At 66.0% G+C, this 12,599-nt stretch carries 14 protein-coding genes; 8 read left to right on the forward strand and 6 right to left on the reverse strand.

Going from position 1 to position 12,599, the window contains the following annotated elements:
• From AC1D1T_RS23720 to AC1D1T_RS23730, 3 genes are all read left to right on the forward strand, one after another.
• A partial coding sequence (locus AC1D1T_RS23720; protein ID WP_477992588.1) for a fumarylacetoacetate hydrolase family protein occupies positions 1-652 on the forward strand: 652 nt, incomplete at its 5' end.
• 110 nt (positions 653-762) lie between these two features.
• A complete protein-coding gene (locus tag AC1D1T_RS23725) occupies positions 763-1,308 on the forward strand; it encodes a hypothetical protein (protein ID WP_477824733.1) in 546 nt (181 codons plus the stop codon).
• Positions 1,309-1,447: 139 nt separating this feature from the next.
• Positions 1,448-2,479, forward strand: coding sequence for a hypothetical protein (locus AC1D1T_RS23730; RefSeq protein ID WP_477824734.1), 1,032 nt, complete (start codon positions 1,448-1,450; stop codon positions 2,477-2,479).
• 33 nt (positions 2,480-2,512) lie between these two features.
• On the opposite strand, the gene tldD is transcribed toward AC1D1T_RS23730, so the two are convergent.
• Complete coding sequence (tldD, locus tag AC1D1T_RS23735; protein WP_477840222.1) at positions 2,513-3,988, reverse strand: metalloprotease TldD; 1,476 nt, start codon at positions 3,986-3,988, stop codon at positions 2,513-2,515.
• Positions 3,989-4,141: 153 nt separating this feature from the next.
• Between tldD and AC1D1T_RS23740 the strand changes: the two genes are divergently transcribed.
• On the forward strand, positions 4,142-5,041 hold the full coding sequence (locus AC1D1T_RS23740; protein ID WP_477824736.1) for a hypothetical protein: 900 nt from the start codon (positions 4,142-4,144) through the stop codon (positions 5,039-5,041).
• Positions 5,042-5,065: 24 nt separating this feature from the next.
• Here the strand turns inward: AC1D1T_RS23740 and rsmI are convergent, their stop codons facing one another.
• The gene (rsmI, locus tag AC1D1T_RS23745) at positions 5,066-5,968 is read right to left on the reverse strand and encodes a 16S rRNA (cytidine(1402)-2'-O)-methyltransferase (RefSeq protein ID WP_477840224.1); all 903 of its coding nucleotides are present in this window, start codon (positions 5,966-5,968) and stop codon (positions 5,066-5,068) included.
• Position 5,969: 1 nt separating this feature from the next.
• On the opposite strand from rsmI, the gene AC1D1T_RS23750 reads away from it, so the two are divergent.
• The 3 genes from AC1D1T_RS23750 (at position 5,970) to AC1D1T_RS23760 (ending at position 7,669) form a co-directional block, all read left to right on the forward strand.
• Positions 5,970-6,341, forward strand: coding sequence for a YraN family protein (locus AC1D1T_RS23750; RefSeq protein WP_477992589.1), 372 nt, complete (start codon positions 5,970-5,972; stop codon positions 6,339-6,341).
• A gap of 69 nt (positions 6,342-6,410) precedes the next feature.
• Positions 6,411-7,007: a phosphoheptose isomerase gene (locus AC1D1T_RS23755; RefSeq protein ID WP_477824739.1), complete on the forward strand. Its 597-nt coding sequence runs from the start codon at positions 6,411-6,413 to the stop codon at positions 7,005-7,007.
• A complete protein-coding gene (locus AC1D1T_RS23760; protein WP_477824740.1) occupies positions 7,004-7,669 on the forward strand; it encodes a BON domain-containing protein in 666 nt (221 codons plus the stop codon). Before AC1D1T_RS23755 ends, AC1D1T_RS23760 begins: the two co-directional genes overlap by 4 nt.
• A 90-nt stretch (positions 7,670-7,759) precedes the next feature.
• Here AC1D1T_RS23760 and AC1D1T_RS23765 read toward each other — a convergent pair whose 3' ends face one another.
• The 4 genes from AC1D1T_RS23765 to AC1D1T_RS23780 are packed head-to-tail and all read right to left on the reverse strand — an operon-like array spanning position 7,760 to position 11,536.
• Positions 7,760-8,653: an NAD(P)-dependent oxidoreductase gene (locus AC1D1T_RS23765; protein WP_477824741.1), complete on the reverse strand. Its 894-nt coding sequence runs from the start codon at positions 8,651-8,653 to the stop codon at positions 7,760-7,762.
• 13 nt (positions 8,654-8,666) lie between these two features.
• Positions 8,667-9,803 (reverse strand): PilT/PilU family type 4a pilus ATPase, encoded by a 1,137-nt coding sequence (locus tag AC1D1T_RS23770; RefSeq protein WP_465110378.1) that lies wholly within the window; start codon positions 9,801-9,803, stop codon positions 8,667-8,669.
• 18 nt (positions 9,804-9,821) lie between these two features.
• Positions 9,822-10,475: a cyclic nucleotide-binding domain-containing protein gene (locus AC1D1T_RS23775; protein ID WP_082004502.1), complete on the reverse strand. Its 654-nt coding sequence runs from the start codon at positions 10,473-10,475 to the stop codon at positions 9,822-9,824.
• Between the two features lie 17 nt (positions 10,476-10,492).
• Positions 10,493-11,536: a type IV pilus twitching motility protein PilT gene (locus tag AC1D1T_RS23780; protein WP_047508146.1), complete on the reverse strand. Its 1,044-nt coding sequence runs from the start codon at positions 11,534-11,536 to the stop codon at positions 10,493-10,495.
• 101 nt (positions 11,537-11,637) lie between these two features.
• On the opposite strand from AC1D1T_RS23780, the gene AC1D1T_RS23785 reads away from it, so the two are divergent.
• Complete coding sequence (locus AC1D1T_RS23785) at positions 11,638-12,336, forward strand: YggS family pyridoxal phosphate-dependent enzyme (protein WP_477824742.1); 699 nt, start codon at positions 11,638-11,640, stop codon at positions 12,334-12,336.
• The last annotated feature ends 263 nt before the right edge of the window (positions 12,337-12,599 follow it).

The raw sequence follows: 12,599 nt of genomic DNA on the forward strand, positions 1-12,599 counted from the left end.
CGGCAGCACCGAGCTGTTCCCGGTGCGCCGTATCTACTGCATCGGCCGCAACTACGCGGCGCATGCGCGCGAGATGGGGTCGGACCCGAACCGCGAGCCGCCGTTCTTCTTCCAGAAGCCGAGCGACGCGGTGCAGTTCGTGGCGCCCGGCAGCACGGCCGAGCACCCGTACCCGCCGTTGACGAAGAACTACCACTACGAGATCGAGCTCGTCGCGGCGCTGCACCGCGGCGGGCGCAACGTGCCGCCGGAGCAGGCGCTCGATCTGGTCTACGGTTATGCGATCGGGCTGGACATGACGCGCCGCGACCTGCAGCGCGCGATGGGCGACGAGAAGAAGCCGTGGGAGATCGGCAAGAGCTTCGACCGCTCGGCGCCGATCGGGCCGATCCACCGCGTGGCGCAGGTGGGGCATTTCACGCAGGGCTCGATCACGCTGAAGGTGAACGGCCAGCTCAAGCAGAACGCCGACCTGAAGCAGACGATCTGGAGCGTGGCCGAGCAGATCAGCAAGCTGTCGCAGGCCTTCGAGCTGAAGCCCGGCGACATCATCTTCAGCGGCACGCCGGAGAACGTCGGGCCGGTGGTGCCGGGGGATGTGATGCAGGGGGAGATCGCGGGCTTGCCGGTGTTGAGCGTGCGGGTGGTGTAGGAGGGGCAAGAGAGAGGGCAAGAGGGGAACCGGCCTGGCGGTGTCGTTACCAATGCGGGCAGGCGGATGCACGCCTTGCTGCAGCGACACCTCAGGAAAGGAACCTGACCATGGAAGGCCAGCCCCCCGGCAAACTCCCCTCGTCTCGCGGGCCGTCGCTGAAGAACTTCGTCATCCGAGGTCGGACGAGCGCGCAGCCTGATGGCAAGGCATTGGGCCAGAAGGAGCGTCAAAACGCTCGTGCAACGCTTGACTCGGGCCTGCAGTCACCACGGAGGCCCACGATCGACCCGGAATCTGACGAACGGCGGACACGGCAGCGTCGAGACGAAGACGAGCTCTTGCGCGCGATCGAGGGTGCGATGACGCGCAATGACGATGCCTCTGCCGAACAGCTGCTCCTGCAATTGAACAAGGTGCAGCAGCAAGGCGTTGTGTTGCGGGAGCACCTCGAATCGTCCGGCCGTGCGAATCAGCTGCTGGCCTGTCGGGAAAGGCTCAACGGGGAGCTCGAAACCACCAGCACGTTGAAGCTCGAGCTCCGTGCCGCAACAAAGTACGTGCGAGCGCTGGAGACTCGCATCGAAGCGTCTGCGGCCCGAGTGGAGAACCTCGCGAAGGAATTCGACGCACTGCTGGCACGGCCCGAAACGTGAGGCGATGCACGGAACGCCCTTCGAGGCGGTGTTACTCACGCGATGCGATATCGAGAGTCATCAGCAGTCAGGGCGAGTCCGGTTATCGCAGTCACTCATCAATGCAGGGCCGCGACGGCTTGCCAATCAAGAGAAAGCAATGAGGCCCCCACCCGGAGTCAAAAAGAAAGATCGTGCGGAAAGCAAGGTGCAGAGCCCGAGGTCGAAGGAGAAGAACGACTTGCTCCATCGTAATAAGACGAGCAAGAAGAACGCTCGCCACACATTGGACCTGTCTGGGACGAATCTATCCATTGATCGACCGACAGCGCTGTCCACTGAAAAACGCGCCACCTTTGCCTCCCAGCCGTCCGACTCGGACTCCCTGTTGCCGACGTTCAATCAGTGGAGGAATGGGGCCGATACCACCAGCCCGAGACACGCGTGGACATCTTCGGTTCACTCGCCGAGGGGTACTCCCGCCGCTGAGAAGCTGACACTGGGCAAGAGTCGCACCAACAATCTCATCGAGAGCCTGCTGGGATCGATGCAGGGCGCCTCAGAGCAAGAAATCAAGGAGGCGCTTCAAAAGCTGGAGCGCATGGAGGGGAGCCGCGCCGGTCTGGGACAGGCCGCGCAGGAATACAAGCGCCAGGCAGCCGCGGCAAGAGCCGAGATCAGCACGCTGCAACAGCGCGTGTTGGACTTGGATGCGCGAGCATCCCTCCTGGAGAATCTCAACGAAGGCGGCACCGAAGAATGTCAAGGCGCGATTCAGAGATTGAAAGCAGAGCTTGGGCGCCGAGCCGCGCTTCAGGCACCGGGCGACGTACTTGAATCTGCCGAGGGCGGCGACGTTGACGCCAAGAAGGTGTTTGGGGACGCGACATTTTCACTGGAGGAGGTGCTCCAGGGGCTTAAAGTTTCCGTTGCGGAGTTGGAAGTCGAGGCTCGGCAAAAGCGCGGCACTGTCAGTATCCAGAAGCTGCCCGCGTTGGAGTTGATCTCTGCCACCGAAACAGTCGAGACCGAAGGGGTATCGCACAGCAAGGCGGAGCGCAAAGCGGCCGAGCATGCGAAGAAAGTCGGGCAACTCGGAGAACTTCTGACAGCGGAAGAGCAGAAGCTGGCCAAGTGGCAGCACAAGGCCCGTGAACTCGCCTTGTCGGAGGCCAGCGCCTCCAACGTGTAGAACCGCTCTCCGTGCCCTGCCCGGGCGCCGCGCTCAGGCCGTCCCGCCCACCGTCATCTTGTCGATGCGCAAGGTGGGCTGGCCGACCCCCACCGGCACGCTCTGCCCTTCCTTGCCGCACACGCCGACGCCGGTGTCGAGCTTCATGTCGTTGCCGATCATGCTGACGCGGGTCAGCGCGTCGGGCCCATTGCCGATGATCGTGGCGCCCTTCACCGGGTACTGGATCTTGCCGTTCTCGACCCAGAAGGCCTCGGAGGCCGAGAACACGAACTTGCCGCTGGTGATGTCGACCTGCCCGCCGCCGAAGTTGGTGGCGTACAGCCCGCGCTTCAGGCCGGCGATGATCTCTTCCTTGGTCTTGTCGCCACCCAGCATGTAGGTGTTGGTCATGCGCGGCATCGGCACCGCGGCATAGCTCTCGCGGCGGCCGTTGCCGGTCGGGGCGACGCCCATCAGGCGGGCGTTCATCGAATCCTGGATGTAGCCCTTCAGGATACCGTCCTCGATCAGCACGTTGCGCTGCGTGGCGTTGCCTTCGTCGTCGACGTTCAGCGAGCCGCGGCGGTCGGGCAGCGTGCCGTCGTCGAGCACCGTCACGCCCTTGGCCGCCACGCGCTGGCCGATGCGGCCGCTGAAGGCGCTGGAGCCCTTGCGGTTGAAGTCGCCTTCGAGCCCGTGGCCGATGGCCTCGTGCAGCAGCACGCCGGGCCAGCCCGGGCCGAGCACGACGCTCATCTCGCCGGCCTTGGCCGGGCGCGATTCGAGGTTGGTGAGGGCGGCCTTGACGGCATCGTTGACGTAGCTCTCGATGATGTTGTCGTGGAAGTAGCCGAGCCCGAAGCGGCCGCCGCCGCCGCCGGAGCCGACCTCGCGGCGCATCTCGCCGGCGATGGTCTGCTCGGCGATCACGGTGACCGACAGCCGCACCAGCGGCCGCACGTCGGCGGCCAGCGTGCCGTCGGCGCGGGCCACCAGCACCACGTCGTACTCGGCGGCGATGCCGGCCATCACCTGCTTGATGCGCGGATCCTTGGCGCGGGCGAGCTTCTCGACGCGCTCCAGCAGCGCGACCTTCTGCGTGCTGTCGAGCGTGGCGATCGGGTCCATCGGCGCATAGAGCACGCGGCTGCCGGCGATCTTCGGCGTGCCGGTGATCTTGACCGTGCGGCTCTGGCCGGCCGCGGCGATGGTGCGCACGGTGGCGGCCGCATCGAGCAGCGCGGCCTCGGAGATGTCGTCGGAGTAGGCGAAGGCGGTCTTCTCGCCGGCCACCGCGCGCACGCCGACGCCCTGGTCGATGCCGAAGCTGCCGCTCTTCACGATGCCTTCCTCGAGGCTCCAGCCTTCGCTGCGCGTGTACTGGAAGTAGAGGTCGGCGTCGTCGATGCGGTGCGTCGCGATGGCCTGCAGGGCCTTGGCCAGCGTCGCATCGGTCAGGCCGAAGGGTTCGAGCAGCAGCGAGCGGGCGACGACCAGTCGTTCGAGGGTGGGTTCGCGCGAGATCATGGCGGCTCCTGTGGGTGGTGGGGCATTCTAGGAGGGGGTCGGTTCTCGGTCGAGCGAAGGCCTTTGGGAACTGTGACCGCGCGGTGGTTACTCAGGCGAGGCCGGGGCGTCCGGCACGGCAGTCACCCATGGACCTGTTGTCAGGAGATCTTCTTGTTAGAGCGAAAGTCAGACGCGGCAAAGACCCGGCGAACGGACGGGCATCCCACCGATTCGAAGGCGGACAAGAAAAAGAGCAAGGAACTGTCGAAGAAGACAAGGAAGCAGCGGCGCAGTGCCGAGTCGGAAGTCAAGCAGTCATTGGAGGTCAAGTCGTCTCGACGGCATAGAGGGCCTCCCAGCGACGAAGCGAAGCCTCCGCAACTGCCGGAAGAGGCGTTGATAGCCTGGAAGATTCTGCAACCCAGGTTGGATGAGTCCGGCGAGTTGAAATCCGAGTTCATTCGCCCTGAAAGTGAACTGGACACGCAAGTCATACCACGCCAGATCTCGAGCGATTTTGTGTCGGAGCAACGAACGTCATCCCCAGGCAACTCGGGTGAACCGTCGAGTCCGCGACTCGCGAGGCAAGTGCCGCCGAAAGGGGCGCTTCGGATCATCCGTCCGGGCGAACCCCAGGGAAAGCGCAAGTCCTTGCCAGTGACGTCTCCCGCGTCGATTGAGAAATCGCGTCATCTGAAAAGGATGTACAGAGACGACTTGGCGATGCTCCAGCAGAACACACGAAACCTGGATGCCATTCAGCGGATGTCCGGCTTCATACAGTCGGCCGATGCAACTCAGCTTCGCGAAGCAAGGCGCGAGTCGCGAAAGGAGTATGAGCAACTTTCACAACGCATTGATCGGACAAGACGGGAACTCACGAAGTTGGAGAGCCAGAAGTTGGTAGTCGCTGGAACACTCAAGGAACTCGACGAGGCCATCGCAAAGAGCCCTCAAGAAGACTTTCCTGACGACAAGGAGTGGGACGTGCTTGATGGGCCGCCTGAAAGCCCAGGCTCTCCCTCCAGAAGCACCGCCGAGCATCGACGAGTGCAGACCGACAAGGTCTGATCTCTCGGCTCACATCGCCGCGCTTCAATCGGTTTCCCGCATCGCCAATGCCCGTGCATAGAGCGCATTCCGGGAGGCGCCGGTGATGGTGGCGGCCAATGACACGGCCTGTGTCAACGGCAATTCAGCCAGCAGGAGCTTGAGTGTTGCTTCGCTGTTTGCGGCGGATTCATCATGCTGAACGGGTCGGGCGTGGACCACGAGAACGAACTCACCGCGCTGGCGGTGTTCGTCCTCGGCCATCCATGCCGGAAGACCTGCGGCTGGCAAGGTCACGATGCTTTCAAACTGCTTGGTCAGCTCGCGGCACAGTGTGACGAGCCGGTCGCCGCATGCATCGGCGATGCCTTTCACCAACTTCTCGATGCGGTGGGGTGCTTCGAACACCACTTGCGCGTTTGCGCGCATCGCGATCGCCTGCATGGCCTGGGCTCTTTCGTTGCCCTTGGGCGGAAGAAAGCCGATGAACTCGAAGCCGCCAGTGACAGCATCCCCCGCCACGCTCAACGCCGCCAACGCACTGCTGGCCCCGGGAAGCGGCACGCACCGATACCCCGCCGCCTGCGCCGCAGCCACCAGCACCGCCCCCGGATCGCTCACCGCCGGCGTCCCCGCATCGCTCACGTACGCCACCCGCTCGCCGCGCGCCAGCCGCGCCAGCACTGCCTGCGCCGCCTCGCGCTCGTTGTGCTCGTGCACCGCCAACAGCGGCTTGTCGAGCCCCAGGTGGCGCATCAGCTGCGCGCTGTGCCGCGTGTCCTCGCAGGCCACCGCGTCGACCAGCGACAGCACGTGGATCGCGCGCAACGTGATGTCGGCCAGGTTGCCGATCGGCGTCGCGACCACATAGAGCGCGCCGGCGGGATACTGCTGCGCGCCCGCCGCCGCCTCGGCAGCCTTCAGCAACAACGATGAGTCCAGGGTCACGATGGTCCAGACGACGAAGGAGGTGGGAGACGACGGCGAGGCACGGGCGCTCGCGCACCTGCTGCGTCATGGCCTCGTGCTGGTGCGGCGCAATTATCGGGTCGCGGCCGGCCCGCGTGCCCGCGGCGGCGAGGTCGACCTGATCCTGCGCGAGCGCGACGGCACGCTGGTGTTCGTCGAGGTGCGCACCCGCGCCCGGCTCGGCCATGGCGGCGCGGCGGCAAGCGTTGGTGGCGTCAAGCAACGTMGTGTCATCTTCGCGGCGCACCATTTCCTGCGCGCCTGCCCGACACTGCCGCCCTGCCGCTTCGACGTGGTGGCCATCGACGGCGAGCACCTGGAGTGGCTGAAAGCGGCCTTCGACGCAGGTTGAAAGGGGCTGAGCGGGCGGTCACACCCCTCGGAACCAAGCTGGTGCACCCGTGTCATATGATCCATGCCCATGCTTGAACAACGAATCCAGCAACAATTCTTCGACAGCGCCGACCTGAAGTACGCCGCGGCCGAGATCCTCTCCCGTCCCATCGCCGATGCCGTCAGTGCCGTCGTCGGCTCGATCACCTCCGGCGGCAAGGTGCTGGCCTGCGGCAATGGCGGCTCGGCGAGCGATGCCCAGCACTTCGCGGCCGAGTTCGTCGGCCGCTTCGAGCGCGAACGCCCCGGCCTCGCCGCGATCGCGCTGACGACCGACACGTCGATCCTGACGGCGATCGGCAACGACTACGATTTCACTGCGATCTTCTCGAAGCAGGTGCAGGCGCTCGGCGCCCCCGGCGACGTGCTGATCGCGATCACCACCAGCGGCAACTCCGCCAACGTGCTGGCCGCCGTCGAGGCGGCCCACGCGAAGGAGATGACCGTGATCGCCCTCACCGGCCGCGGTGGCGGCAAGATGGCGGGCGAACTCACCGAAACCGACGTGCACATCTGCGTGCCCCACGAACGCACCGCGCGCATCCAGGAAGTCCACATCCTCGCGCTGCATTGCCTGTGCGATGCGGTCGATCTGCAATTGCTGGGTGAACAGGAAAACACATGAAGTCTCTCTCGTCCCGTCTTTCTCCCCTCACCGTCGTCGTGGCCGCCGTCGTGGCCACCTCCAGCCTGTCCGGCTGCGCCGCCTTCTTCATCGGCGGCGCGATGGTCGGCGGCACGCTGGTCGCGACCGACCGCCGCACCTCCGGTGCCCAGATCGAAGACCAGTCCATCGAGCTGAAGGGCGGCAAGCGCCTGAGCGAGGTCACCGACCAGCAGAAGTCGCGCGTCAGCATCACCAGCTACAACCGCATGGTGCTGCTGACCGGCGAGGTGCAGACCGACACCGAGAAGGCCGCCGCCGAACAGGCCGTGACGCAGCTCGAGAACGTGCGCACCGTCGTCAACGAGATCTCGCTGGCCGGCAGCAACACCTTCAGCCGCAGCGGCGCGAGCGATGCGCTGCTCACCAGCAAGGTCAAGGCGACGCTGATCGATGCGCGCGACGTGATGGCCAACGCATTCAAGGTGGTCACCGAGCGCGGCACCGTCTACCTGATGGGCGTTGTCACGCAGCGCGAGGCCGACCGCGCGACCGACCTGGCGCGCAGCATCAGCGGCGTGCAGAAGGTGGTGCGGGTGTTCGAGATCGTCTCCGAAGACGAACTTGCGCGGCTGCGCCCGGCCGACCCGCCGAAGCCCGCCACCTCGTCGAACAAGCCCTGACCGATCCAGCAGCCGCCGCGGAACCGGCTTTGCCGGGCCGCCAGCGGCGTCCCCTTGAGGGGGAGGCGCCGAAGGCGCTTCGGGGGTGGGCTATTTCAGCCTTGTGATCAGGCTTGAGGTGTCCCAGCGCTGGCCGCCCGTGGCCTGCACGTCGGCATAGAACTGGTCGACCAGCGCGGTGACCGGCAGCCGCGCACCGTTGCGCTTGGCCTCGTCGAGCACCAGGCCCAGGTCCTTGCGCATCCAGTCGACCGCGAAGCCGAAGTCGAACTTGCCGTCGATCATCGTCGGCCCGCGATTGTCCATCTGCCAGCTCTGCGCGGCGCCCTTGCCGATCACGCCGAGCACGGCCTTCATGTCGAGCCCGGCCTTCTGGCCGAACGCGACCGCTTCGGCCAGGCCCTGCACCAGCCCGGCGATGCAGATCTGGTTCACCATCTTCGCGAGCTGGCCGGCACCGCTCTCGCCGAGCAGCGTGACGGCCTTCGCAAACGCCATCGCGACCGGCTGGGCCTTCGCGAACGCGCCGGCCTCGCCGCCACACATCACGGTCAGCGCGCCGTTGATCGCGCCCAGGTTGCCGCCGGACACCGGTGCATCGATGAAGTGCAGGCCGAGCTTTCGGGCGGCGGCATCGAGCTCGCGCGCCACCTCGGCCGAGGCGGTGGTGTGGTCGACGAAGATCGCCCCCGGCTTCATGCCGGCAAAGGCGCCGTCCGGCCCGGTGGTCACAGCGCGCAGGTCGTCGTCGTTGCCGACGCAGGCGAACACCAGGTCGGCGCCGGCCACCGCGGCCTTCGGCGTCGCGGCGCTCGCCCCGCCGTACTCCTTCACCCACTGCGCCGCCTTGGCCGCGGTGCGGTTGTAGACGGTCACGCGGTGCCCGGCGCGCGCCAGGTGCCCGGCCATCGGGTGGCCCATCACGCCCAGGCCCAGGAAGGCCACGGTCTGCGCGGCGATCGGCTCGTAGGTCTTGGTGCTCATCGGGGGCGCGTCCTCAGACGATCGTCAGGTGTTCGGTGCCGGCCGACAGGTCGCTGCTGCGCGCGCGGTTGCTGTTCAGCTTGATCTGCAGCCGCAGGTCGTTCACCGAATCGGCGTTGCGCAGCGCGTCTTCGTAGGTCACCAGGTGGTTCTCGTAGAGGTCGAACAGGCTCTGGTCGAAGGTCTGCATGCCCAGCTCGCGCGACTTCTTCATGATCTCCTTGATCTCGGAGACCTCGCCCTTGAAGATCAGCTCGGAGATCAGCGGCGTGTTCAGCATGATCTCCACCGCGGCGATCCGCCCGCGGCCTTCCTGGCGCGGCAGCAGCCGCTGCGACACCAGCGCCTTCAGGTTCAGCGACAAGTCCATCAGCAGCTGGGCGCGGCGCTCCTCGGGGAAGAAGTTGATGATCCGGTCGAGCGCCTGGTTGGCACTGTTGGCGTGCAGCGTGGCCATGCACAGGTGGCCCGTCTCGGCGAACGCCACCGCGTGCTCCATCGTCTCGCGATCGCGGATTTCGCCCATCAGGATCACGTCGGGCGCCTGGCGCAGCGTGTTCTTCAGCGCCTGGGCCCAGCCCTCGGTGTCGAGGCCGACCTCGCGCTGCGTGACGATGCAGTTCTTGTGCGGGTGCACGAACTCGACCGGGTCTTCGATGGTGATGATGTGGCCGTACGAGTTCTCGTTGCGAAAATCGACCATCGCCGCGAGCGAGGTGCTCTTGCCCGAGCCGGTGGCGCCGACGAAGATCACGAGACCGCGCTTGGTCATCGTCACGTCCTTCAGCACCTGCGGCAGGTTCAGGCTGTCGATGGTTGGCAGCGTCTGCGGAATCGTCCGCATCACCAGCCCGACATGGCCCTGCTGCACGAAGGCATTCACGCGGAAGCGGCCGATGCCCTGCGGCGAGATCGCGAAGTTGCACTCCTTGGTGCGCTCGAACTCGGCGGCCTGCTTGTCGTTCATCACCGAGCGCGTCAGTGCCAGCGTGTGCTGGCCGGTCAGCGGCTGCGGCGACACCTTGGTGACCTTGCCGTCGACCTTGATGGCCGGTGGGAAGTCCGCGGTGAGGAACAAGTCGGACCCGTTGCGCGACACCATCAGGCGCAGCAGGTCGTTGACGAATTTCGATGCCTGGTCTCTTTCCATGATGCTTCCTCTGGCCCGTCAGGTGCTGGACAACAAGGCACTCAGCCGGGCGCTGACCTGCCGCAAACGCAATGACAAACGCCGCGACAGCGAGGCCAGCAAGGCCAGGCCGAGTCGCGGCTCGAACATGATCATCTCATCCAATCGCTGTGCATCCACCACCGCGAGGGTACACGGCGTCAGCGTGGTGCAGGCCGAGAAGCGGGCGCCCGCGTCGAGCAGCGACATCTCGCCCAGCATGTCGCCGGCCCGCGCCTCGGCCAGCCGGGCCCGCCCGCCCCACGGCTGGATGCGGTCGACGGCCAGCGTGCCGTCGAGCACGATCAGCATGTAGTCGCCCTGCTCGTCCTGGCCGATCACTTCCTTGTTGGCCGGCACCTGCACGAACTGCAGGTACTGGCTCATGCGCTGCAGCTCGTCGGGGCTCAACGCCGCCACATAGCGGTCGGCGCCCCACAGCCGGGCGAACAGCGGCTCGGCCTGCTTGCGCTCGATCGGAGTGGCCCCCACCGCCGGTGCGCGCGCGGCCCAGGTGGCCAGCTCCTGCGTGTCTTCGGCGCGGTCGGCGAACTGGGTCGAGAAGAAGCCGGATTCGCTGAGGCCCGCGTCTTCCTTCGACACCGCAGGCGTGTCGTCGCCGCCGCGCTTCAGGCGATCAAAGAGTCGTTTCACGCGGCACCTGCGGCGGATCAGCCGGGGAAGTTTTCGGGGAACTTCGCCTTCGCGCGCGCTTCGGCCGGCGAGATGATGTTGCGGCGAACCAGGTCCGACAGGTTCTGGTCGAGCGTCTGCATGCCCACGGTGTTGCCGGTCTGGATCGACGAATACATCTGCGCGATCTTGTTCTCGCGGATCAGGTTGCGGATGGCCGCGGTGCCCAGCATGATCTCGTGCGCCGCGGCGCGGCCGCTGCCGTCCTTCAGCTTGCACAGCGTCTGCGAGATCACGCCGATCAGCGATTCCGACAGCATCGAGCGCACCATTTCCTTCTCGGCGGCCGGGAACACGTCGACCACGCGGTCGATGGTCTTGGCAGCGGAACTGGTGTGCAGCGTGCCGAACACCAGGTGGCCCGTCTCGGCGGCGGTCAGCGCGAGGCGGATGGTTTCCAGGTCGCGCATTTCGCCCACCAGGATGCAGTCCGGGTCTTCGCGCAGCGCCGAGCGCAGCGCGTTCGCGAAGCTCAGCGTGTGCGGGCCGACCTCGCGCTGGTTGACCAGGCACTTCTTGGACTCGTGCACGAACTCGATGGGGTCTTCGACCGTCAGCACGTGGCCGTACTCGTTTTCGTTCAGGTGGTTGACCATCGCGGCCAGCGTGGTCGACTTGCCCGAGCCGGTCGGGCCGGTGACGAGCACCAGGCCGCGCGGCTTCAGCGCGAGCTCGGCGAACACCTTGGGCGTGTTGAGCTGCTCGAGCGTCAGGATCTTCGACGGAATGGTCCGGAACACGGCGCCGGCGCCGCGGTTCTGGTTGAAGGCGTTGACCCGGAAGCGGGCCAGGCCCTGGATCTCGAACGAGAAGTCGCACTCAAGCGTTTCTTCGTAGTTCTTGCGCTGCGAGTCGTTCATGATGTCGTAGACCATCTCGTGCACCTGCTTGTGCTCGAGCGGGTCGACATTGATGCGACGCACATCGCCGTGCACGCGGATCATCGGCGGCAGCCCTGCCGACAAGTGAAGGTCGGAGGCCTTGTTCTTGACCGAGAACGCGAGCAGTTGGGTGATGTCCATGGGGTGCTTGTAAGAGGTTGTGAGCGGCCACCTCGTCGGCGCGGCTCGCTGCGCCGCCTTTCCCGGGTGTCCCTGGTGGCTTGAGATAGGCTCGGGGAATTATGGCGACGATTGCTTCGAACATACAACAAGTGCACCAACGCATCACGCAGGCGTGTGTGGTCTCACAACGCCCCGTGCGAAGCGTCACGCTGCTGTGTGTTACCAAAACCTTCGGGCCGCAGGCCGTGCGCGAGGCCTTTGCCGCCGGCGAGCGCCGCTTCGGCGAGAACTACGTGCAGGAGGGCGTCGACAAGATCGCCGCGCTGGCCGAGTTGCGCAGCCAGGTCGAGTGGCACCTGATCGGCCCGCTGCAGAGCAACAAGACGCGCGTCGTCGCCGAGCAGTTCGACTGGGTGCACACCGTCGACCGGCTGAAGGTCGCGCAGCGGCTGTCGGAGCAGCGGCCTGCCCATCTGGCACCGCTGCAGCTGTGCCTGCAGGTGAATATCAGCGGCGAGGCGAGCAAGAGCGGGCTGGTGCCGGGCGAGGTGGCCGAGGTGGCGCGGCAGGTCGTGGCGCTGCCGCAAGTCAGGCTGCGTGGGTTGATGGCGATTCCCGAGCCGGTCGGCGACTTCGAGGCCCAGCGCGCACCGCACCGGGCGCTGCGGGAATTGCTGGAGCAATTGAACACCGAAGGACTCGCGCTGGATACCTTGTCCATGGGTATGTCGGCCGACATGGATGCGGCGATCGCCGAGGGTGCGACGATGGTGCGCGTCGGCAGCGCGATTTTCGGTGGGCGCTCCAGTCCCGGGTGACAACCCGGGCTCAATCCCCATTTGTTCGCTTGTCACCTCCCAAAAGGCAGGGCGGTGGCAGAAGGCGGGTGCGGGGAGGCTGTGGAGCGCCAATAAGGAGGGGGCGCCGGAGCTGGCTGGTTTCATGGCCCGCGTGCGCCAGCACGCTTCGTGAACTGACTGTCGCCCACTGTTTGACCACAACGAACGAAGTGAGTGGCGGGAGTTTGGGCGACGGGCCATGAAACCAGTCAGCGCAGGGGAGTCTTCGCCCCGAGAGGGGC

This window comes from Rhizobacter sp. P2_H3, assembly GCF_056403355.1.